Here is a 22,588-nt window from a genome sequence, read left to right as displayed (position 1 = left end):
CTTAAGCTTTAGGCGTTTGCGTCGCCATAATCATCTTAATTTTTAATTTATTACCTACTTCCAGAATATCGACTAAGGTCTGCACATTTAAAGACGCATCTACGCGTAAAACTACCGTTGGTTCCTCTATGCCGGCTACTACGGCTCCCAGCTCTTGTTCTAAGTTATCCGGTACAATCGGGTTTTTATTAATAAAATACTCGCCTTTATCGTTTACTGATAAATTGATTTGCTGTTTGGTAACCGCTTTACCACTTTTGGCACTTGGTAATAATAGTTTTATTACGTTGGGGTTAACCATGGTAGAAACAATTAGAAAGAACAACATCAAGAAAAACATGATGTCGTTCATCGAACCGGTTTCTACGTGTGAGGTAATCCTTTTCCGTCCGCGTAATTGCATATATTAGTTCTCCTGTAACAGATCGGTAAATTCAATAGCGTTATTTTCCATTTTAAAAACTACCCGATCTACCATTAAGCTTAAGTAATGATAACCCACGTGCGCAATAATACCCACAATTAAACCAGCTGCCGAAGTAACCATTTTGGTATATAAACCACCCGAAATCTGAGCAATTCCAAAATCACCGGAAGCCGAGATAGCGTAAAATATTTTAATTACCCCGATAATGGTTCCGATAAAGCCCAGCATAGGCGCAATACCCGCAATAATGCCTAAAATGCTGATGTTTTTCTCTAATTTAGTTACCTCTAATTTGCCCACGTTTTCAATCGAGGTTTCAATGTCTTTCAGGGGTTGACCAATCCGCTTAATTCCTTTTTCGATCATGCGGGCTATGGGGGTACGGGTTTGACTACAAAGCAACAGTGCCCCTTGCAAATCATGGCGCAAAATCAATCCTTTAACCTGGTTCATAAAAGATTCGGGATTTTGCGAGGCCCGCTTAATGGCCACGTATCGTTCTGCCATTATATAAATAGAAATAAGGGAGAGTATTAAAATGGGTATCATAACCCAACCACCTTTAAAAAGAAGGTCGATAAGTGATAATTCAGGGTCCGTGGTGGTAGCGGCGGCTACAGAATTTAAAGAATCGGGAGCAGTAGTGGTAATTTGTAAGAGAAAAGAAGTCATGTTAACGTTTAAGTATCCAGATAGTATTTCCGTATTTGTTTTTTAATTCAGGTAAATTTTGCATTGCCAGTTCCCGTGAATCATACTCCGCAATAGCAATACGGTATAATTTTGCTCCTCCAAACGGAGCAATAATTTGTCCGGACCTACCTTTTTTAGCAATAATTTTTCGGTTTCGTTCTGCACTTTCGTAAGTAGAATACCCATTTACAATAACGTAGAAACGCTCTGCTTTAGGTTTAATTGTAGTGGATCCTGCTGAACCTGTCTTCTCATTAGAAATCTCCGGCCGAGCCGTGTTTTTATTTACAGACAGTGCTTCATTAAGTGGTTTGGGATTAGTTATAACGGAAGGAACCGGAGGTTTAGCGGTGCTTATAGATTCCGGCTTTATTTTAGACCCATTGGCGGATAAAGCCGCATTTATTTCTTCCGTGGTAAAGTTACGCCGCACCTCTTCTTTAGGAGCAGGTTCTGGCGGATTAGCTTTAGCTGATATTAAAACTGCTTCGCCGGGAGCAATCTCTAACTTTTTGGGGTCCGCTATGGTATATAACTTTTTATCAGAAGATTGCTTTTTGTCTTCTGAAGTAGGCGTTTCAATACGGATAATTTTGCTTGCTTCTTCCGTTTGAAAATTGCGATCCTGGTTATTAGTAGCAACTAAATCACTACTATCTACTACTAAATCACCGGTTTCGTTTGAGGCTGCCTCTATTACTGGTTGTACTTCAACTGTTTTATTATTTTTAACTGAAGCATAATCATTTTCTGCGGATGCCGAACTATCAAAATCTTTCGCACTATCCGTCTGAAACAAAGTAATAGGATTAATGGCACTTACGTTATAATCAGTTTGCAATGAAAGTAGATATAAGCCCGTAACAACCACTCCCCCGATAACCAAAGCAGTTGCTGCCCGGTAGTACCGATTAATCTTATTTCGAAAACCAACCTTGGCAGGCTGATTCTGATCTTTAAGCAGCGTACGTAAAATTACCGGCTCTGCGGCAAGTACGGGTTTAGCTAAAAGCTCAGGTAAACCAAATGAGTCGCTTAGATAGTTTTCATTTTCAACGTATTCAAAAACTACTTTACTTTCTTCGTTTAGCCGGAAAATACCAATTCCTTTTAAATCGAATTTTCTGTTCTGATTTAACTCTCGTTGCAATTCCTGAACAAAACGGGTTACTTGCCTTTGTGCTTCGTCGGCACTTAACTTATTATCGTAGGCCAGCGTGCTAATGAGTAAGCCATCGTTTATTTTAAGCTTTTCATTAAAAGCTACTCTTTTGGCTGGCGGCGAAAAAGTATGCCGTACCGGATGAATTTTGGCCGGTTCATAATGCGTAATCAGGCCGCCAAAATCAGGCATGATCACACAATCATGATCAAACAATAATTTTTGAATATGTTCTAATACCATAAGCCAGGTTGTTAGAAATAATACGAAATACCACCAATTACATTCAGGCCTTTGTTGGGATAATTAACAAACCGTTCATATTCTTTATTCAGAATATTATTGAGCATAACAAAAGTTGAAAATTTATTTGTAAAACGATAATCTGCCTTCAAATTTAAATCAACAATATTGTCGGTTTGTTTAATAACTACCACTTTGTTTTCCCGGGTAATACGGCCATAAGAACTGCTAATATAATAAAGTTCCCCGTTAAAGAAGAGCTTATTGTAGATATTGTAGGAACCAAAAAATGTAGCTTGTGTTGTTGGGCGATGAAAAGGCTTTTCCAAATCCGCCGTTTTATAATTGTTGTATTCCGTCCGGACACCTAATCTTAACTTCTCGGCCTGGTTATACACTAACTCCCCGTAAAAATTTAAAACATTGGTATTATCCGGATCATATACCAGGTCAAAACGGCTAGAATCCGAGACAGCGTTGTTAAAGAAATATAAATTACGGTAACTCAGGTAAGAAATACGGGCCGTAAAACTTAAATTTTTGCTTACATTTCCGGTAATACCACCGTGTATATCTAAAGCTTTATTTACATCCGCTATTTGCAAGTTACTGTTTAAAAAAGGATTTTCCTGGGTAAGCTGATACAACGAGGAACGTTGCAGATCGCCGGTTAAGCCGCCAAAAATCACTAGCTTATCATCGGCTACTTCATAAGCTACTTTTAGTACCGGATAGATATTCATTTTGCGGGGATCGTTCACTTTATCGTTGGTATAAGCGATATTTACCCCTAAGCTATAATCAAACCGGTCGCCGTCTACGTCGTAAGTAGGTTTTAATTTAAAAAAACCGCGGTTAGTTTTCACAGAGTCTTGGTAAGAAATACCGGAAAACTCCGTGGCTACGTTAAACCGGGACGTGGCCGATATAGCGTAACCAGCCCCTAGATTTATCGCCACATTACTTTCCCGGGCCGCAAAATTGTCCCGGAAAATAAATACGCCAATACCGGCCTGATATTGCAGCGGGCTTTCGCTCGTTTTGTTATTTAAGTACCCTTGTACGCCAATCCGATTAAACAATTGCTTTATGGAATCTTCCTTAATTCCTTCAACTTGTGGTGAGTATCCGTAAAAATTGTACTTATCCCGGCCGTAAGTAAATTTTCCGCCAATCGTTAAATTATCGGCGTAAGACTCGCCATTGAAATTGATGCTGGTATTACTCACACCTGAGTTTTCGACAGGTCCTTTGGAGGAGGATATATGGCTGATATCAGCACCATAAGAATATTGGTTATCGCGGCTGTTATGGAAATACCCTTTAAAGTAAGGTGTACCGTAATTGCCATAGCCTAATTTTAAAAAATTTCCCGGAATCGGAATTTGATCTTCTTGCTTAATCGTTAATACCCGCATGTTCAGGTTAATGTCCTGTTGGGCCAATTTATAATCTGTAAATTTATAAGTTAAAGGATTGATTTTCTTTTCGGGCGGAGTCACTTTGAATTTTTCAAAATTACGACTGGCCTCCGGTAGTTCGTTTACCCGACTTTTTTCCACTACAATTTCCGCGTCTTCCAGTTTACCCGTGTTTTTTTGTGCCCAGCCAACGGTAGAAGCCATTAAAAAAAAACCAACCGTTAAGGTGAAATCAGCTATTTTTAAAATATTTCTCATTATTTAATAGAATCCGTCAAAACGTTGTTAAGGTTAATTTTAGTAGTATCTACTTTCGGCCGGCTGGTAGTGGCTCCTGGTTCCAGGGCATTTAACTTGGCTTTTGCTTCCTCTACTATTTCCTGGTTCGGTGAATTTTCAATTACCGAATTTAAAGTAGCTTTTGCCTGAAACAGTTCGTTCGTAGCGGTATAGTTATCGGCAATTAAAATAAAAGATTTACCCAACCAATACTCATAAGCCGAGTAATTACTACTTACCTTAAATAAATCGTTTAAAGATTCTTTGTATTTTTTTTGTTTGTAATGGATTTCACCTACTAAGTATTGCGCTTCGGCACCATTAGCATCGGTAGCGGAACCTACAGTGGCGGAAAGTTCGCTCAAGGCTTGCTCTACGTTACCAGCTGCGTACGAAGCTTTACCCTTGTATAAAAGCGCGGAGTTGTACGCGTTTAAAGAAGCATTTCCCTGCGCAATTAACTCATCAGCAATCTTACCGGTACCAGCATAATCATTAGTCAGAAAATAACTTCTCATTAAACCCATCAAGGCGTTGGACTGGTCTTTTTTACTGCTAGCTGTCTCGAGTAAGCGATTGTAGTAGGTAATGGCCTCCGGGTAGTTTTTATTTTCAAATTCTAATTCGGCTACCCGGTAAATAGCCCGGCTCACGTATTCCGATTTATTTTCGGTAACCACTTCTTTAAGCTTAGCTAAAGCCGCTTCGTTATCGTTATTTTTTAAATAAGCATCGGCTAAGAAATACCGGGCATCCGGCGCGTAAGAACTGGTTTTATAAGCATTTAAATACGCCTCCAAACGGGTGATCGCCTCTTCGTGTTTTCCACTCAGGTACAAAGATTTAGCCGCTTCAAATTCTACGCCTTCCAAAGCCCCACTTTGCGGGTTAGCTGATTTAAACCTAGCCAAATAAGTATCGAATTCAGCACTTTGGTTGGTGGCGGCTAATGATTCTTGTAAGCTATAAAGGGCATTTTGCGCTACTTTAGAAGAAGGATACTCGTTTAATATCCGTTTAAAATCGGCTTGCGCTTCGGCTTGTTTATTTAAGTTAGTGTAAGCTACTCCTCGTTTGTGTAAGGCATTCGGGATTAACCGACTATCCGGACGCGTATCGATTAAATTGGAGAAACCGGCAATAGATGGTGCATAGTTACCCGCTTCAAAATCTATAATGGCGCGCTGGTAAGCCGCCTCATCGGCGTACTGCGACCGCGGATAATTACTGGACAAAGTGCGCAGAGTTTCCATGGCTTGATCGCGCTTACCTTGAATACCGTATATAACTCCCTTTTGAAAGTAAGCAAAATCAGCATCAGCCGCTTTTTGCGCAATGGCTTTATCGTATAAAACTAAGGCTTGGCTGTAATTTTTTTGAATGTAATAGCAATCTGCTAACCGAATGGTAGCGTCATTTAAATTAGTCGGACTCGTTTGCGCCTGCTCATCAGCTACGAATGCCTTAAAATGCGGTAAAGCTTTATCGTATTGTTGCGAATTATAATAAGCATACCCAATGCCGTACCGGCTTTTTACGTAATAATCGGTTTTGGAAGCATTGGAAGTTTTAAAAACCGAACCGTAACTAACAATGGCATCGTTCCATTGTTGGGCAATAGACTGCGCCTCGCCTTTTAAAAAGAAACTGGCGGCTCTTATTTCACTGTCGTACTTGTGCTCTAATGATTTATTGAGTAAGGTTAAAGCTTCCTGAAAACGCCCATCGTTGAAGAGTTGTACGGCCTGAAAATAAGTAACCCGCTGGTACGTTTCGTTAATCCGGGCCGATCGGTTGCTAAGCGCTTCGATGTGCCGGACGGCGTCGCTGTAGTTACTCGTATTTAAGTACGACTCACTTAAAATATCATCAGCTTCGGCGCTTAATTTTGATTGGGGAAATTTTTTCCGGAACTCGCCTAAGGCATTAATTGATTCATTAAAGTTGCCGTTCTCGTAATTGATTTGCGCGTATTTTAGAGTGGCCGATTCGGTAACGGGTTTGTCGAAATCAACCCGCCGGGCCTGATCGAAGGCCGCTAGGGCAAATTGTTTATTTTCGTCTTTCAGGTAACTTAAACCTAAATGATAAGCGGCATTTTGCCCTAATATTTCTTTTTGCGAAGCTACCGGTTGCAAGTATTGAATGGCGCCCTTGTAATTGTTGGTTTTATAGTTAGCATAACCCAATTTGTAAGCTACAGTATTATCGAGCTTCTTCTTGCCTTTGGCGTAATTGTTAAAGTAAGTTAAAGCTTTTTTATAATTGGCTTTTTTATAATAACCATCTCCTACTAAAATCCGGATTTCATCGGCATTTTGCGGCTCGGATTGTTGTTTTAAAACTTTCTCCCCGTAGGCAATTACCTCTTCGGTATTCCCTTCTTTGTAGTAAATTTCGGTGAGCATGTAAGGCACGATTTGCTTATAAGCTTCGTTTTGCTCCGCTACTAGTAAGTCTTTTTTAGCGCCAGTATAATCGCCGTTACGGTAAGCTAAGTAACCCGCGTAGTAATTTGAGGCATATACATAATTATGGTCTCCAATTTTGTTACGGTCGAATAAAACTTTGGCTTTATCAAATTGTTTTTGGGCAAAGTAAGAATAAGCTAATTTAAATTCGGCTTCCCGCAATTGTTTATCGTCCAAACGAGCCGAAGGTGCCTTCTCGAGGTACTCAATTGATTTTTCGTAATCTTTTTTGTTAAAATAAAACTTACCTAATTCCAGGTAAGCAACAGAAGCTTTCGGGTGAGCCGGGTAAGCCGCCGCAAAATCCAGAATTAAATTTTCGGCATTCGCGTGCAGTAAGTGCAAACCGCTTAAAGCGTAGTAATATTGCGCATCAATGGTTTTGGTGTTATCGCCAATTAAACTGACATACTGCGAAAAAGCTTGCTGGGCCGCCCCGTATTTCTCCCGATCAAAGAGTTCCAAACCTTCGTGATAATAATGATCGGGATTGGTAAACACCTGCGTATGTTGCGCTTCGGCCAAATGGCCGGTGCCCAGAAAAGCAGCTGTTAGCAGTAAGGAGTGCAGTTTTTTCATGTAATTAAGGTTCGGCTAAACCTGTTAAAGCAGATTTTAAAAGTTAAAAGTAATAAAAACAGACGAAGCAGAGCAGCTTTATTTTTAATTTTAGGCTAGCCACGTATTACAAGCAGCAGCTCAAGATTGGTTAGATAACGCTAAGACGAAATTAAAATTTTAAGAAATATTACTAATTGGGAATACCGTTTAAAAAACAAAGGCTTCTTCGGGCACCGGGTGCAAAATTTTAAAAATTAGCTCCTGCATGATTTCTCCATCGGTCATGTTGCCGCCTTCAATGCCTTTACTCTGCAAATCAGCTACCCTAATAAAATGAATAATCTGGGTAGTACGGTAATAATTGTAGGTGCGTAAAGCCAGCAAATACTCTTTCACCAAAAAACTACGATTCCCTAAACTTTTGCTAATGGCGGCCTCCGATTTGTCGGGTGAAGCATGCAAACACAATAACTTTGTAAAGAAAGAAAACAATAAAGTCAAATTCGGAATGATCGGGTTATTCTTCGGGTTAGCTTCAAAAAATTGAATAATCCGGTTGGCCTTTAACACATCCCCTTGGATCAAGGCTGTTTGTAATTCAAAAATATTGTATTCCTTACTTATTCCCACGTTTTCCTGCACCATCCGCTCATCGATGGTTTGATTGGGCTTTAAGTTCAAAGTAAGCTTATCAATCTCGTTGGCTAACCGCGAAATATCCGCCCCAATGTATTCGCTTAACAGCATGGTAGCTTTGGGGCTTATCTGCAAACCTTTGGATTTGATATAGCCATTAATCCAACCGGGCACCTGGTTCTCGTACAATTTTTTGGTGGTTAACAGTACCGCGTGTTTGTTCACGGTTTTAGCCAGAGATTTGCGGCCATCGAGTACTTTTAACTTGTAACAAAACACCAGAATGGTGGAAGGCAACGGATTTTGCAGGTAAGCTTCCAGTTGCTTGATGCCCGATTCCCGATCAATATCCGCGATCATCTGGGCTTCTTTCACAATCACTACCGACCGATCCGACATCATGGGGTACCGTTTGGCTTGCAGGAGAATGGTACTGATATCGACGTCTTTGCCGTACAAAACTACCTGATTGAAACCTTTATCACTTTCCGATAAAACATTCTTTTCGATGTAATCCGAGATTAAATCAATAAAGTAAGGCTCTTCACCTTGTAGAAAATATACGGGAGCGTACTGCTTATTTTTTAATTTCTGGAGTATTTCTTCGGCCGTCATAAAACAAAAATATAGCAAGCAGTAACAAGGAACAAGGAACAACTAATATCTTTGCGCCCGAATAAAATTTTTTAAAATTATTATTGGCTGAATACTTATTTACTTTTGTAAGTATCAAAGCCTTACCATTGACAAGATAACCCATGAATCTGGTTGAAGAATTAAAATGGCGTGGCATGCTCCACGATGCCATGCCGGGCACCGAAGAACAACTTACCAAAGAAATGACCACCGGCTACGTGGGCTTTGACCCTACGGCGGCTTCGCTGCACATTGGCAACTTAGCTACCATTATGTTGTTGGTGCATTTACAACGCTGCGGACACAAGCCGATTGCTTTAGTAGGCGGCGCCACCGGCATGATTGGCGACCCTTCGGGCAAGTCAGCGGAACGTAACTTGTTATCGGAAGAAGCTTTGCGTTTAAACCAGGAAGGCATTCGCCAACAACTAGAGAAATTTTTAAATTTTGATTGCGGAGCTAACTCCGCCGAGATGGTGAATAACTACGATTGGTTTAAAGATTTTAGCTTTTTAGGTTTTTTGCGGGAAGCGGGGAAACACCTGACCGTAAATTACATGATGAAAAAGAATCGGTACAAAAACGGTTACAGGTTGATGAAGATGGCGAAGGTCGGGCTGAAGGCTTGTCGTTTACCGAATTTTCGTATCAGTTGCTGCAAGGCTACGATTATTACCACTTGTACAAACATAAAAACGTGCGTTTGCAGATGGGCGGTTCCGATCAGTGGGGTAATATCACTACGGGCACCGAGCTCATTCGCAGGATAGATAGTGGCAAAGCCTATGCACTTACCACTCCCCTAGTTACCAAATCCGACGGTACCAAATTCGGCAAATCCGAAAGTGGGAATGTTTGGTTGGATTCTAACTTAACCTCTCCTTATAAGTTTTATCAATTCTGGCTCAATGTATCGGATGAGGAAGCCGGACGGTTAATTAAGGTATTTACTTTATTATCGAAAGCAGAACTTGAAGCCTTGATTACCGACCACCAGGCGGCCCCGCATTTACGCATTCTGCAGAAAGCCTTAGCCCAGGAGGTTACCACCCGCGTACATTCCGCAGAGGACTATTTAGCGGCCCTGCAAGCCTCCGAAATCTTATTCGGGAAAGGCGACATCAATGCTTTAAAAGCCCTGCCGGAGGACCTTTTATTAGCTGTTTTTGAAGGAGTTCCTTTAATTGCGGTCGCCAAAAATGTTTATGCGGAAACCAGTTCTATCGTTGAGTTTTTAGCAGATGCTACGCAATTTCAAATTTTTGAATCGCGGGGCGAAGCGAAACGCATGTTGCAAAACGGCGGCATCAGCATCAACCGCGAAAAAGTAACTGCGTCCGTAACAGAGTTGAACTTTGAATTACTACAAGGCAAATACTTGGTAATTCAAAAAGGAAAGAAAAATTATTATTTAGTGGCAGTGGAATAGTTACAGGTTGCAGGTTACAGGTTAAAACATGATTTTTTAAATTATTTAAATAATGTTCAAATAAAAACTTGCAACCTGTAACCTGCAACTTAAAACCAACTTAAAACAAAAAAAAGTGGTCCGTAGGGGGCCACTTTTTTAGTTGGTTGGTGTGAAAAGTTCCTTAATTACTTTTTAGCTTTAGTAGTGCTCTTTTTGGCACCTGCTTTAGCTGTCTCTTCCGATCCACCAGCCGCATTGTTTTTCATATCCTGCACTTCTTTTCTTAAATCCTGCGCTAAGTTTTTCAGATCCTGCATTCCTTTTCTTACCCGGGTGCCGGCAGCTGAGTTTCCTTTTTCGTAGAACTTTTCGAAATCGCTCTCCAGAGACATTACTAAATCTTTAACACTGCTAAACTTGTTCATTAGAGTTTTATTAGTTGTGGAACATAAATATTTAATCGCTCTAATATACACAATAATCAATACCAAGCAAAGAAAAGGGCTTTTTTATCGTGATTTATACTTAAATTTACACCGTTATGGCTGATTTTGCATACAATCCTCGGTCTAACTTCTCCGAAATTTGCTCAAATGCCTCAATTGTTTCTTTTACGTCATTCAATGTGTGAACCGCCGTAGGAATTAAGCGAAGCATAATTACGTCTTTCGGAACCACCGGATATACCACAATAGAACAAAAGATATTATAGTTTTCCCGCAGGTCTATAGTAAGTTGAGTGGCATCTGCAATTTGTCCTTTTAAAATAACCGGCGTTACGCAAGACTGCGTAGTTCCTAAATTAAACCCTTTTTCCCGCAAGCCATTTTGCAAGGCATTGGTTATTTCCCAAAGTTTGTCTTTTAATTCGGGTTTGCTGCGCATCAACTCTAATCTTTTTATGGCCCCTACAACTAAAGGCATTGGTAAAGACTTAGCAAAAATCTGAGAACGCATATTATAGCGCAAGTATTCGATAACTTGTTCCGGTCCCGCCACAAAAGCCCCAATACTAGCCATAGATTTAGCAAAAGTAGAAAAGTAAACATCTATGCCGTCTTGCATACCAAAATGTTCGCCAGTTCCCGCGCCGGTTTTACCTTGCGTGCCAAAACCGTGGGCATCATCAATAAACAAACGAAAATCGTATTTTTCTTTTAAAGCCACAATAGCGGGTAAATTCCCTAAGTTACCCGACATACCAAAAACTCCTTCGGTAATTACGAGTATAGCCCCACCCGTTTCAGCCACCAAACGAGTTGCCCGCTGCAATTGTTTTTCTAAATTTTCCATGTTATTGTGGGCGTACACAAAGCGCTTCCCTTGGTGCAAACGTACCCCATCAATAATACAAGCGTGCGATTCGGCGTCGTACACAATCACGTCGTGCCGGTCTACTAACGCATCAATAATCGATACTACCCCTTGGTAGCCAAAATTTAGCAACAAAGCTTCCGGCTTCATTACAAATTCGGCTAATTCGGTTTCCAGTTGTTCGTGTAAATTTGAATTACCAGACATAATCCGGGCTCCCATGGGATAGGCCATTCCCCATTCAGCGGCGGCTGTTGCATCTACCTGGCGTACTTCCGGATGGTTGGCTAAACCCAAATAATTATTTAAGCTCCAGGTAAGTACCGGCTTACCCCTAAATTGCATGCGAGGGGCAATCTCACCTTCTAATTTTGGAAATGTAAAGTAACCGTGTGCATAATGCGAATGGCTGCCTAGAGGTCCTCGGTTGGCTAACAGTTTTTCAAATAAATCCACTCTGTATCGAATTAAATGATGGAAAGAATAAATTACTTTTTAACTTAAACCGGCAAAAAAGCCGTTTACTTTGAACTAGCAAAGTTAGAACTTAAATGTTTTAGAAACAATTTTAAAACAGGAAGGATGAAGATTCCTGATAAAACCTATAAGTTTAGTAGAGAATAAGGTTGCGTTTTATTTAGTAAATAGAAAGAATGATAAAAATTAAAAAAATATTGGTTGCTAATCGGGGCGAAATTGCGTTACGCGTGATGCGCTCGGCCCGGGAAATGGGAATTAAAACTGTTGCGATTTACAGCGAAGCTGACCGCACTGCCCTACACGTGCAGTACGCCGACGAAGCCGTATGCATTGGCGGCCCTAAGTCCAGTGATTCTTACTTGCGTGGCGATAAAATTTTAAAAATTTGCCAGGATTTGCACGTTGATGCCATTCACCCAGGTTATGGATTTTTATCAGAGAACGCTGGTTTTGCCCAGGCGGCGCAGGCTGCCGGAATTATATTTATCGGGCCCACTCCCGAGGCAATTGAGTTGATGGGAAGTAAATTGGCCGCCAAGGCCGCGGTGGCTCAATATAATATACCCATGGTTCCCGGTACCGAAGAAGCCATAACCGACGTAGAGGCGGCTAAAGAAATTGCGCAAACCGTAGGGTTCCCGATATTAATTAAAGCCAGTGCCGGCGGCGGTGGCAAAGGCATGCGGGTGGTACTGGATGTAGCTAGTTTGGAAGAGCAAATGCAGGTAGCGGTGAGCGAGGCTACGTCGGCATTTGGTGATGGTTCGGTTTTTATTGAGAAGTACATAGCGTCTCCCCGCCATATTGAAATTCAGGTATTAGGCGATGTGCACGGCAATATCGTGCATTTGTTTGAACGGGAATGTTCTATTCAACGCCGTCACCAAAAAGTAATTGAAGAAGCACCCTCCAGTATTCTAACCCCCGAGTTACGAGCCCAAATGGGACAATCTGCGGTAGATGTAGCAAAGGCCTGTCATTACATTGGGGCCGGCACCGTAGAATTTCTGCTGGATGAGAATAAAAACTTTTACTTTTTGGAAATGAATACCCGGTTGCAAGTAGAGCATCCGGTAACCGAACAAATTACCGGTTTGGACTTAGTGAAAGAACAAATTAAAATAGCCGAAGGACAACCATTAACCTTTATCCAAGAAAATTTAAAAATTTACGGCCATGCATTAGAATTACGAGTTTACGCCGAAGATCCGCAAAATAACTTTTTACCGGATATTGGTACTTTAAGTACTTACAAACGACCACAAGGTTTAGGCGTGCGGGTAGATGATGGCTTTGAGCAAGGCCAGGATATTCCTATTTATTACGATCCCATGATCGCCAAACTGATAACCTTTGGGGCTGACCGACCAGAAGCTATCTCTAAAATGATTCGGGCAATTGAGGAGTACCAAATTACGGGTGTTGAAAACACTTTAGCTTTTGGCAAATTTGTATTACAACATCCTGCCTTTATTGCCGGTGACTTTGATACTAAATTTATTGAAAAATATTACCAGCCGGAACAGATACAACTACCGGCGGATGAAGTTTCCAGTACAATAGCAGCGGTTTTAGGAGCTTGGCTTTACGAAACCACCAAACTTAAAACGGCGCCCCCGGAATACCAAATGCCTGTTACTACCTCTAACTGGAAAAAAAACCGTCTCTTGTAAATAGCAAGCAATTAAACCTGTAAATATTTAATTGTTGAAAGTACTTAAATGCAGGAAGTACTTCATTACATCCGCAAGTCTTAAATTAAATCAAACAAATTACGCACTCCAATATGCCGTTCTTTCGTAAAACCTTCGCCATAGGTTTTTCCGATTAAATGACCCATTTCGCGACTACGAGCCTCAATAAAATTTAAAAATCAGGCCTCGAAATGTAGGTGGTAGGCTCAGAACTTTCCGGATCAAAAAATTGGGATTTAAAGGCCTTTATAGCTTGTAATTTTATATCCCAAAAGGGAGTAATATCTACCACAAAATCAGGAAGGATATACCGGTCTTGAATGTAATGGTACACCACTTTTGGTCGCCAGGCTGCCTGCCACTGTCCTTCTGTATCTTTAGTACTTATTTGCTTTAGGCCGGCCAGAAAGCAAGCTTCGGACACTAGAATACTGCCGCGGCCGTGGTCTGGATGACGGTCAGTTATGGCGTTGGCAATTACTATTTCGGGTTGGTATTGTCGTAAAACCCGAACAACTTCCAGCTGGTGTTCGCGGTCATTTTTAAAAAAACCATCTGCAAAACCCAAATTTTTCCGGACTGCTAAACCCATGATAGCGGTAGCTGCTTTTGCCTCTGCTTCTCGAATTTCGGGTGTTCCACGCGTTCCTAACTCTCCTTTCGTTAAATCTATAATACCTACTTTTTGGCCGGCTTGTACATGAATAATAAGGGTTCCGGCACAAGCTAATTCAATATCATCAGGATGAGAGGAAAAAGCTAGAATATCTAATTTCATAAGTTTTATTATTTTACGCGTAATCTGCGACCTGCACGAATAGTAGTACGGGCAGAAATCCGGTTCAAGCGGGCAAGTTGTGCCACCGAGATGCCGTATTTGCGGGCAATACTACCCAGCACCTCGCCCCGGCGTACCGTGTGGTAAACCGTCCGGCGAGCTTTGTATTTCTTTACAGAATTATAATAGTTAAAAAGAGCCGCGGTAATTACAAAATCATTCTGCAATAAGTGGTATTCCGGAAAATCGTATAACCGCTCCGGATCAATCGGGTTGCCTTGGTAGCGCACCTCAAAATGCAAATGCGGGCCGGTGCTGCGCCCCGTGCTCCCCCCCTTTCCTAAAAGTTGACCGGCTTTTACAAACTGCCCTACTTTCGTTAAGGTTTTGCTCATGTGGCCATATAGTGTTTCAAGGCCATTGTAATGCCTTACCACCACGTAATTTCCGTAACCGCCCCCATCCCAAGCCGCAATCCTTACCACTCCATCAAACGCCGCTAACACCGAATCCCCGGTATCTAAATCTAAGTCCGTACCATAGTGCCAGCGGTAACCCCGAAAACCAAAATCCGATGTTATCGGAGTTGTTTCTAAGGGCATCTTACTAATTCTATTCCGCGCTTCATCAACTAGTTTCAACGGAACCGCTTCTTTAATCTGGCGACCGTCCATGCGGTAAGGATTAACATTTCGAGTATCCCAAATAGAATAATAACCGGCAATCTTTATCCAGGAAGAATCAATTAAAACTTCTTCCGACATCTCCACAATACTTTGCTCGCCTAAATCTAAGTTGGTAGTATCTTCACTAACTATAGAAAGCTTTTTGGCCGGACTAAAGATAGATTTGCTGGCTTCCGATTTCTCATCCGGAAATTCTTCGTATTCAATTAAAGTGGTAGTATCAGGCTTTACGTATTGTATTTTGGGAGACTTAAGTTTGAAAAAGTCTTTTGATTTCGGTTTACTATTTTTCTGCTGCGCCCAGCTACTACTTACGTGAAGTAGGAGCAGTGTAATTATATATAAAGTAAATAGCGTTTTTTTTAATAACATTCGTGCTTAAAATTTAGCATCAAAGTTGAAAAAGATGCGTTACTCTTCATCTAACCCCTTTTTTGCTACTTTTATTGTGATGGTATAAGATAACCTATAACACACATAGAAAACTAGTTACTAATAAATTTCAGTTTAAAAATAAATTAACGGTTATGGTCATATATAGGTAAAAAATAAAGGCTGCATCATTAGAAGTCTCTCAAATTTAAAATAAGAGCGCAGGTGAATCTATAGAAACCAGCACCTCCTGCGCCTTACTCTTGCCATCTTTCATAAGCAGCTACATAAAAATTTAAAAAATTGAGATTCCTTCTCAAAATAGAGCTTAGTGGAATTCATTCGCAACTAAGTACCGTTCCGCATCCAATGCGGCCATACATCCGGATCCAGCCGCCGTAACCGCCTGCCGGTAAACATAATCCTGCACATCGCCACAAGCAAAAACGCCATCTATATTTGTTTGGGAAGTACCCGGAATCGTTTTTAAGTAACCATTTGCATCGTGGTTAACAAATTTTTGAAAAATACCCGAGTTAGGTTGATGACCAATAGCTACAAAAAAACCTTTTACATCCAGTACCCGCAACTCGCCGGTAACATCGTTTTTGATCCGCACTCCTTCTACCGTGTGTTCACCTAATATCTCATCAGTGATAGAGTTATAAATAATTTCGATATTATGTGTTTTCTTAACGCGTTGCTGCATGATTAATGAAGCGCGCATTTCACTTTTACGCACAATCATGTAAACCTTAGAGCATAAATTAGCTAAGTAAGTTGCTTCTTCGCAAGCCGTATCTCCGGCACCCACAATGGCTACATCCTGTCCCCGATAAAAGAATCCATCACAAACAGCACACGCCGATACTCCACTTCCATTTAAGCGCGCCTCTGATTCAATACCGAGCCATTTAGCAGATGCACCCGTAGCCAAAATAACCGCATCAGCCAGTAAGGTTTTAGAATCATCTATAACTACTTTATGAGGCTGCCCCGAAAAATCTACTTCAGTAGCGATCCCGTACCGGATATCCGTGCCAAATCGCTCAGCCTGTGTTCGGAAATCTTCCATCATCTGCGGACCATTAATTCCTTGCGGGTAACCCGGATAATTTTCTACATCATTGGTTATGGTGAGCTGTCCACCTGGTTGCAATCCCTGGTACATAACTGGATTTAAACCGGCCCGGGCAGCGTAAATAGCAGCCGTATAACCTGCTGGTCCGGACCCTATTATCAATAATTTAACTTTTTCTATTTCCATCTCAAAAGGAGAGTTTTTTTAATGCGGGGCAAAACTACGAAATATTAATAAGAGAAACATAATAGCCTATAACTTAGGTTTACCCAAGCTTATTTAATTAAAAACAAAAAAAGCCTTAACATGTTAGCTAAGGCTTTTAATCTATTTTTTAAATTTTTTAACCTAAGTAAGGTTTTAAAGCTTTACTGCGGGAAGTATGACGCAAGCGTCGAATAGCTTTTTCTTTTATTTGACGAACCCGCTCGCGGGTTAAATTAAATTTTTCACCAATTTCTTCTAAAGTCAAAGAATGTTCTCCGTTTAAACCAAAGTACAAGGTTATTACATCTGCTTCCCGTTTAGTTAAGGTAGATAGTGCCCGCTGTACCTCTTTGCGTAACGAATCGTTCATTAACCCAGTATCCGGCGATTCTTCGTCTTCGTTTTCTAATACGTCCAGTAAACGGTTTTCTTCCCCTTGCACAAATGGAGCATCTACCGATACATGGCGACCCGAAATTTTAAGCGTATCTACTACTTCGGAAGTAGTTAATTCTAAAACTTCGGCTATTTCTTCCGGCGATGGTTCCCGCTCAAATTTTTGCTCCAGCTCCGAGAAAGATTTAGATATTTTATTTAAAGAACCCACCCGGTTTAAAGGCAAACGCACAATCCGGGATTGCTCCGCTAAGGCTTGCAAAATAGACTGACGAATCCACCAAACCGCATAAGAAATAAATTTAAATCCCCTCGTTTCATCAAAACGCTTGGCCGCTTTAATTAAACCTAAATTACCTTCGTTAATTAAATCGCCTAAAGAAAGGCCTTGATTTTGGTACTGCTTCGCGACAGATACCACAAAGCGTAAATTAGCTTTGGTTAATTTTTCTAAGGCAAACTGGTCACCTTCCTTAATTCTTTGAGCTAACGTAACCTCTTCATCAGGAGTAAGCAAATCAACTTTACCAATTTCTTGTAAGTATTTATCCAGCGATTGGCTTTCGCGGTTAGTGATTTGTTTACTTATTTTAAGTTGTCTCATTAGAGTATGTCGTAAATTATAATGTTATTAAGAGTTTGATAGCTGAAAAGTTTAAAAATTTTTGTAGTAATATTTTAATTTAAAATTAGCTTCTAATAAGCTAATTTTAAACGCATTTACCAATAAAATATCAACTTTTAAGTATTTTGTTTGGGGAGCTAGGCGCGTCCGGTTGAATTAGAAAGCGGTGGCCCCTGATTGGAAACCACCGCTATACCAGAATAAGTTCGATAAGTTAAGAATTTGTTTGTACCTGCTCGCCGGCCTTAGGTAATAAAACTTTTCGTGACAATTTAAACTTACCAGTTTTCTTATCCACATCAACCAGTTTCACTTTAATTTCTTCACCAATTTCCAGCACGTTGTCCATGGTTTCCAAGCGTTCCCACTTTACTTCGGAAATGTGCAGCAAACCATCTTTACCTGGCATAAATTCCACAAAAGCACCATAAGGTTGAATTGACTTAACTTTACCTATATACACTTCGCCAATTTCCGGAACCGATACAATGGCTTTTACCTTACTAACGGCTTGATCCATGGATTCTTGGTTGCTGGCAAAAATGTTTACATGGCCTTTATCGTTCTTCTCTTCAATAACAATAGTAGCCCCGGTATCTTTTTGGATCTGTTGCACCACTTTGCCACCTGGTCCGATAATCGCCCCGATAAATTCTTTATCAATAACAATATTATAGGAACGAGGCGTATGTGGCTTATAATCGGCATTTGGTGCAGCAATGGTTTTAGCCATTTCGCCCAAAATATGCAACCGGCCTGCTTTGGCTTGCGCTAAAGCTTGCGATAAAACTTCAAATGACAGACCCTGTACTTTAATATCCATTTGGCAAGCCGTAATACCATCTTTAGTACCTGCTACTTTAAAGTCCATGTCCCCTAAATGATCTTCATCACCCAAAATATCCGATAAAACTGCAAATTTGCCCGTTTCTTTATCTGTGATCAAGCCCATGGCAATACCCGAAACGCCGCCTTTTACCTTTACCCCGGCATCCATTAATGCTAAAGAGCCAGCACAAACAGTGGCCATTGAAGAAGAGCCATTCGACTCCAGAATATCCGATACAATCCGGATAGTATAAGGGTTTTCCGCTTCACCTGGCAATACTTTCCGGAGAGCTCGCATAGCTAAGTTGCCATGACCTACTTCCCTTCGTCCTGGGCCACGGTTAGGCTTTACTTCACCGGTAGAGAAAGCCGGGAAGTTGTAATGCAGAATAAATTTGTTGTAACCACTAAACATGGCACTGTCGATCATCTGTTCGTCCAGCTTGGTACCCAAAGTAACCGTGGTTAATGATTGCGTCTCCCCGCGGGTAAAAATGGCTGAACCATGGGTTGATGGTAAATAATTAATTTCAGACCAGATAGGCCGGATCTCGTCTAATTTACGTCCATCCAATCGAATACGCTCATCCAATACTACATTCCGGACGGCTTCTTTTTCAATATCGTGGTAATAAGTTTTAATTAAACCTACATTAATCTCATGATCTTCGGGTAGAGCAGCAATATAATCATCAAGGATTGCTCGGAAAGAAACTCTTCTTTCGGCTTTTACATTGTTGCCGGCTTTGGCAACCTCGTACACTTTATCATATAATTCTGCACGTAAACGTTCTTTTAAATCTAAGTCGTGGGTTTCGTGCGAGTACTCCCGCTTCTGCAATTTACCTACTTGCTGGGCCAACTCCACTTGAGCCTGGCATTGCAGCTTGATAGCTTCATGCGCTACCCGGATTGCTTCGAGCATTTCTTCTTCCGAAACTTCGTTCATTTCTCCTTCTACCATGGCTACGCTGTCCGCAGAACCACCCACCATGATATCGATGTCAGCACGTTGTAAATCGGAACCTAAAGGATTAATAACAAATTGTCCATCAATACGGGCAACCCGTACTTCTGAAATAGGACCATTAAACGGAATATCCGAAACTGCCAAAGCAGCCGATGCAGCTAAACCAGCTAAAGCATCTGGCAATATATCTGTGTCGGCAGAAATCAAATTAATTAAAATTTGGGTATCGGCATGATAATCTTCCGGAAACATGGGCCGTAGTACCCGGTCTACCAAGCGGCTAATCAAGATTTCGTAATCAGATAAGCGCGCTTCCCGTTTCAAGAAGCCACCCGGAATTTTTCCAGAAGACGCAAACTTCTCCTGGTAATCTACCGATAAAGGCAAAAAGTCGGTACCCTCCCGAGCTTCTTTAGCAGATACAACAGTTGCTAATAACATGGTATTACCCATTTTAACAACTACGGCCCCATCCGCCTGTTTTGCCAGTCTACCCGTTTCAATGGTAATCTCGCGACCATCAGTTAATGTTATTGTTTTATAAATAGCGTTATAAGACATAAGTTTATGAAGACACAAAAGGGCTAGTAGCCCTTTTAAAATAAAATATAAGAAATAAAAATAGTAGTTATATAAAAAAGATTAGGGAATCCGTAAAATGAATTCCCTAATCTTTTTATTTTCTGATACCTAAATCACTAATGATTGCCCGATATCTTTCAATTTCGGTATTAGATAGGTAGTTCAATAGTCTTCTTCTTTTACCTACCAGTTTTAATAGTCCTAAACGGGTAGAGAAATCTTTTTTGTTTTCCTTTAAATGCTCAGTTAGGTGGTTAATACGGTGGGTGAATAGAGCAATTTGAGATTCAGCAGAACCAGTATCGGTTTTAGATTTTTGTAAGCTGTTTTTTTCAAAAATTTCTTGTTTCGCTTCGGTAGTTAATTTCATCGGGTATGTATTACTTGAATATCTTTTCGTAGTTCTTTCTATTAAGCGGCAAAGGTAATAATTTTTTTAGTATTATTAAAAAAATTTCTTACACTATTACTACAAACTATAATTTAATACGTTTTAATCGCAGGGTAAAGCGTCGCCAAAAATCTGTTTCTAATAAGCTGGAATCATTCCGAGCCTGGTACAAGAAAAAGAGACCAATTGGTAAAAGAATTAAATTAGCCGCCCACATTCCTGCTCCAACTATTACAATCCCCTCACGTCCCCATTTTTCGCCTAGAATTGTTAGTACATAAAAAATTATAAAAAATAATATAGATATGAGTACGGGCATCCCCAATCCGCCTTTTTTAATAATTGCTCCTAAAGGTGCACCAATTAAAAACATAATGATGCAAGCAGCCGATTGCGTGAACTTCCGGAATATCTCAATCTGGTAATTATTACTTTCGCGATAGGTACCTTTCATCTTTTCAGTATAAGCTGCAGTAAAGCTTTTAATATTTCGAGCTTTATTTGCAGCTAGAGCAATGATGCTAGCATTTGGTTGAGAAATCTTTTTCTTAGATATAATTTTAATTTTTGGAGCAGCTACTCTTTTAGTTGAATCTGCTTTAAAGTAACTGTAATAAGGTCCTAAGTTTGGAGTTATCAATTTTCGTTCCTGCCCTAATTGCTTTTCCAAAGAATCAGTAACATGCCGGAGTTCTTTAATATTTAACATCATCCTACTGCCTTTAAATAAATCCTCGCGCGTACGATCCAGATTAAAAGACGATAAGTTAAATAACATTTTTTGGGATGTAAATTTCTGACGCACAAACCCTGCTTGGCTGTTGTTGCCAGTGTTTGAGGCTTCCTCCGCGTATATCTTGCCGTTAAATAAATCAAATGCTAAATACTGTTCATTAAACTTCGTGTACATTCTGCCCGAATCTGCAATAATGACACTGGTATTTCCCCGACCACTGGAATGATCGTAAATCATTACCCCCTTTAAGATATCTCCTTCTTCGCCTAATTTCTCAGTAACTTTAATACTGTAGCCCGGAATACCATTGTAAAAAATATTTTCCCGGATATCCAGAGAAGGTTTTTTTTGGCGAATGTCCCAGAGCAAGCTATAAGCCTTTAAATTAGCTTTAGGAACTACTCTGTTATTAAAAAAGAAGGCACCAATACTCAAGAATATACTAAATATAAAAACCGGAAGTAGTATACGAAGCAACGAAATACCAGAAGTTTTAATAGCGGTTAACTCGTGGTGCTCTCCCAAATTCCCGTAAGTCATTAAGGAAGAAATAAGTACCGCCAATGGGAGGGCAACCGGCGCCATATTTAGACTGAAATACATGAGTAATTGAGCAATTACTGCAAAGCCTAAATCTTTACCTACTAAATCATCCAGGTATTTGAGCATATATTGCGTTAACAGAATAAATTCTACTACCGCAAAAGTCAATAAGAATGGCCCAATAAAAGAACGTAAAATAAGCTTATCTAACTTTTTCATTTAAATCTCTGCCGCAATAAATTTTTAAAAAATGCGTATTGCAGCACTTACAAAACCACAACTATCGTAATTGTAACAGAAGGTTTCATCAAAAATTGTGCAAACTCCTCAATAACAATTTAACCACCGATAATATCCCGCAAACCCTGGATTAAGCCGTACCACATTTCATCTAATTCTTCTTTATCGGTTTCATCGGAATAATCAATTACGCGAAGATACTGTTCTTGGGTTAGCTCGCTGGTTTCAATGCTAAAATCCATATAACTAGGATCAGGCTCATGTAACTTTTGTTCGTTTAAAAAAACAAATCGTACCGACTTATTGGTTCGGTGGCTATTCATTTCGGCATAATGGTTCTGGTTATCCCAAATAAAGTTGAAGACTTTGTCTTCATTTAACCGGACGTCGTGGCAGAACCATTGCGCCAGGCCGGAGGCAGTGCTCAGATACGGATAAATCATCCGGGCTGAAGCATTGATAGGATATTCGTTCGTAAACTTAAATTTGCTCATAATCATAAGCCTAGAAATTAGGTGATAACTTTAGTAATTAAATCAAATTATTTTATTTTACAAAAGCTTGCTTATATAATAATGTTATGCCTAGATTTGCACTCCCATTTAAATGGCGGGGTAGCTCAGTTGGTTAGAGCACAGGATTCATAACCCTGAGGTCAGGGGTTCAACTCCCCTCCCCGCTACTTCAGCCCCTGTGCATTTTGTATAGGGGCTTTTTTATTCTAT

At 40.4% G+C, this 22,588-nt stretch carries 15 protein-coding genes, 1 tRNA gene and 3 pseudogenes; 3 read left to right on the top strand and 16 right to left on the bottom strand.

The features are described 5' to 3' along the window. Window position 1 precedes the first annotated feature (1 nt). From AHMF7616_RS08080 to holA, 6 genes are all read right to left on the bottom strand, one after another. Window positions 2-403 (bottom strand): ExbD/TolR family protein, encoded by a 402-nt coding sequence (locus AHMF7616_RS08080; RefSeq protein ID WP_115372421.1) that lies wholly within the window; start codon window positions 401-403, stop codon window positions 2-4. A gap of 3 nt (window positions 404-406) precedes the next feature. Then, the gene (locus AHMF7616_RS08075) at window positions 407-1,099 is read right to left on the bottom strand and encodes a MotA/TolQ/ExbB proton channel family protein (protein WP_115372420.1); all 693 of its coding nucleotides are present in this window, start codon (window positions 1,097-1,099) and stop codon (window positions 407-409) included. A 1-nt stretch (window position 1,100) separates the two neighbouring features. Beyond that, the gene (locus tag AHMF7616_RS08070; RefSeq protein WP_115372419.1) at window positions 1,101-2,525 is read right to left on the bottom strand and encodes an HU domain-containing protein; all 1,425 of its coding nucleotides are present in this window, start codon (window positions 2,523-2,525) and stop codon (window positions 1,101-1,103) included. Between the two features lie 11 nt (window positions 2,526-2,536). Next, entirely contained in the window at window positions 2,537-4,204 is a 1,668-nt protein-coding gene (locus tag AHMF7616_RS08065) for a TonB-dependent receptor (protein ID WP_115372418.1), read from the bottom strand. Continuing rightward, entirely contained in the window at window positions 4,204-7,275 is a 3,072-nt protein-coding gene (locus AHMF7616_RS08060; protein ID WP_115372417.1) for a tetratricopeptide repeat protein, read from the bottom strand. Before AHMF7616_RS08060 ends, AHMF7616_RS08065 begins: the two co-directional genes overlap by 1 nt. Window positions 7,276-7,464: 189 nt before the next feature. After that, a complete protein-coding gene (gene holA, locus AHMF7616_RS08055) occupies window positions 7,465-8,508 on the bottom strand; it encodes a DNA polymerase III subunit delta (protein ID WP_115372416.1) in 1,044 nt (347 codons plus the stop codon). A 203-nt stretch (window positions 8,509-8,711) separates the two neighbouring features. Between holA and tyrS the strand changes: the two are divergent. Beyond that, window positions 8,712-9,958 (top strand): annotated as a pseudogene (gene tyrS / locus AHMF7616_RS08045) (tyrosine--tRNA ligase); the annotation flags it as partial. 239 nt (window positions 9,959-10,197) lie between these two features. Here tyrS and AHMF7616_RS08040 read toward each other — a convergent pair. Both AHMF7616_RS08040 and AHMF7616_RS08035 read right to left on the bottom strand, forming a co-directional pair. Further along, window positions 10,198-10,365 (bottom strand): annotated as a pseudogene (locus AHMF7616_RS08040) (histone H1); the annotation flags it as partial. 106 nt (window positions 10,366-10,471) lie between these two features. After that, window positions 10,472-11,710, bottom strand: coding sequence for an aminotransferase class I/II-fold pyridoxal phosphate-dependent enzyme (locus AHMF7616_RS08035; protein WP_115372413.1), 1,239 nt, complete (start codon window positions 11,708-11,710; stop codon window positions 10,472-10,474). 197 nt (window positions 11,711-11,907) lie between these two features. Between AHMF7616_RS08035 and accC the strand changes: the two genes are divergently transcribed. Beyond that, on the top strand, window positions 11,908-13,407 hold the full coding sequence (gene accC, locus AHMF7616_RS08030; RefSeq protein ID WP_115372412.1) for an acetyl-CoA carboxylase biotin carboxylase subunit: 1,500 nt from the start codon (window positions 11,908-11,910) through the stop codon (window positions 13,405-13,407). An 80-nt stretch (window positions 13,408-13,487) separates the two neighbouring features. On the opposite strand, the pseudogene bshB1 reads toward accC, so the two are convergent. The 8 genes and pseudogenes from bshB1 to AHMF7616_RS07990 form a co-directional block, all read right to left on the bottom strand. Continuing rightward, a pseudogene (gene bshB1 / locus AHMF7616_RS08025) lies at window positions 13,488-14,206 on the bottom strand (bacillithiol biosynthesis deacetylase BshB1). Between the two features lie 8 nt (window positions 14,207-14,214). Next, entirely contained in the window at window positions 14,215-15,264 is a 1,050-nt protein-coding gene (locus AHMF7616_RS27710; protein ID WP_115372411.1) for a M23 family metallopeptidase, read from the bottom strand. Window positions 15,265-15,592: 328 nt separating this feature from the next. Continuing rightward, window positions 15,593-16,531 (bottom strand): thioredoxin-disulfide reductase, encoded by a 939-nt coding sequence (gene trxB / locus AHMF7616_RS08015; protein ID WP_115372410.1) that lies wholly within the window; start codon window positions 16,529-16,531, stop codon window positions 15,593-15,595. 157 nt (window positions 16,532-16,688) lie between these two features. Then, window positions 16,689-17,552: a sigma-70 family RNA polymerase sigma factor gene (locus AHMF7616_RS08010; protein ID WP_026464485.1), complete on the bottom strand. Its 864-nt coding sequence runs from the start codon at window positions 17,550-17,552 to the stop codon at window positions 16,689-16,691. 235 nt (window positions 17,553-17,787) lie between these two features. Then, entirely contained in the window at window positions 17,788-19,932 is a 2,145-nt protein-coding gene (gene pnp, locus AHMF7616_RS08005) for a polyribonucleotide nucleotidyltransferase (protein ID WP_115372409.1), read from the bottom strand. A gap of 115 nt (window positions 19,933-20,047) precedes the next feature. Next, window positions 20,048-20,323: a 30S ribosomal protein S15 gene (rpsO, locus tag AHMF7616_RS08000; RefSeq protein ID WP_115372408.1), complete on the bottom strand. Its 276-nt coding sequence runs from the start codon at window positions 20,321-20,323 to the stop codon at window positions 20,048-20,050. A 106-nt stretch (window positions 20,324-20,429) separates the two neighbouring features. Then, on the bottom strand, window positions 20,430-21,842 hold the full coding sequence (locus AHMF7616_RS07995) for an LptF/LptG family permease (protein ID WP_115372407.1): 1,413 nt from the start codon (window positions 21,840-21,842) through the stop codon (window positions 20,430-20,432). A gap of 119 nt (window positions 21,843-21,961) precedes the next feature. Further along, window positions 21,962-22,357 (bottom strand): START-like domain-containing protein, encoded by a 396-nt coding sequence (locus AHMF7616_RS07990; RefSeq protein WP_233507403.1) that lies wholly within the window; start codon window positions 22,355-22,357, stop codon window positions 21,962-21,964. A 114-nt stretch (window positions 22,358-22,471) separates the two neighbouring features. On the opposite strand from AHMF7616_RS07990, the gene AHMF7616_RS07985 reads away from it, so the two are divergent. Further along, window positions 22,472-22,545 (top strand) — tRNA-Met (locus tag AHMF7616_RS07985). Window positions 22,546-22,588: the final 43 nt, after the last annotated feature.

Source organism: Adhaeribacter pallidiroseus (assembly GCF_003340495.1).
Taxonomy (GTDB): Bacteria; Bacteroidota; Bacteroidia; order Cytophagales; family Hymenobacteraceae; genus Adhaeribacter; species Adhaeribacter pallidiroseus.
The sequence above is the reverse complement of the archived record's forward strand: the minus strand, read 5'-3'. Positions and strand labels throughout refer to the sequence as shown.

Bases quoted from the DNA above. Each gene is read 5' to 3' on its own strand.
- AHMF7616_RS08080 (WP_115372421.1), bottom strand. From the start codon at position 403: ATGCAATTACGCGGACGGAAAAGGATTACCTCACACGTAGAAACCGGT.
- AHMF7616_RS08075 (WP_115372420.1), bottom strand. From the start codon at position 1,099: ATGACTTCTTTTCTCTTACAAATTACCACTACTGCTCCCGATTCTTTA.
- AHMF7616_RS08070 (WP_115372419.1), bottom strand. From the start codon at position 2,525: ATGGTATTAGAACATATTCAAAAATTATTGTTTGATCATGATTGTGTG.
- AHMF7616_RS08065 (WP_115372418.1), bottom strand. From the start codon at position 4,204: ATGAGAAATATTTTAAAAATAGCTGATTTCACCTTAACGGTTGGTTTT.
- AHMF7616_RS08060 (WP_115372417.1), bottom strand. From the start codon at position 7,275: ATGAAAAAACTGCACTCCTTACTGCTAACAGCTGCTTTTCTGGGCACC.
- holA (WP_115372416.1), bottom strand. From the start codon at position 8,508: ATGACGGCCGAAGAAATACTCCAGAAATTAAAAAATAAGCAGTACGCT.
- accC (WP_115372412.1), top strand. From the start codon at position 11,908: ATGATAAAAATTAAAAAAATATTGGTTGCTAATCGGGGCGAAATTGCG.
- AHMF7616_RS27710 (WP_115372411.1), bottom strand. From the start codon at position 15,264: ATGTTATTAAAAAAAACGCTATTTACTTTATATATAATTACACTGCTC.
- trxB (WP_115372410.1), bottom strand. From the start codon at position 16,531: ATGGAAATAGAAAAAGTTAAATTATTGATAATAGGGTCCGGACCAGCA.
- AHMF7616_RS08010 (WP_026464485.1), bottom strand. From the start codon at position 17,552: ATGAGACAACTTAAAATAAGTAAACAAATCACTAACCGCGAAAGCCAA.
- pnp (WP_115372409.1), bottom strand. From the start codon at position 19,932: ATGTCTTATAACGCTATTTATAAAACAATAACATTAACTGATGGTCGC.
- rpsO (WP_115372408.1), bottom strand. From the start codon at position 20,323: ATGAAATTAACTACCGAAGCGAAACAAGAAATTTTTGAAAAAAACAGC.
- AHMF7616_RS07995 (WP_115372407.1), bottom strand. From the start codon at position 21,842: ATGAAAAAGTTAGATAAGCTTATTTTACGTTCTTTTATTGGGCCATTC.
- AHMF7616_RS07990 (WP_233507403.1), bottom strand. From the start codon at position 22,357: ATGAGCAAATTTAAGTTTACGAACGAATATCCTATCAATGCTTCAGCC.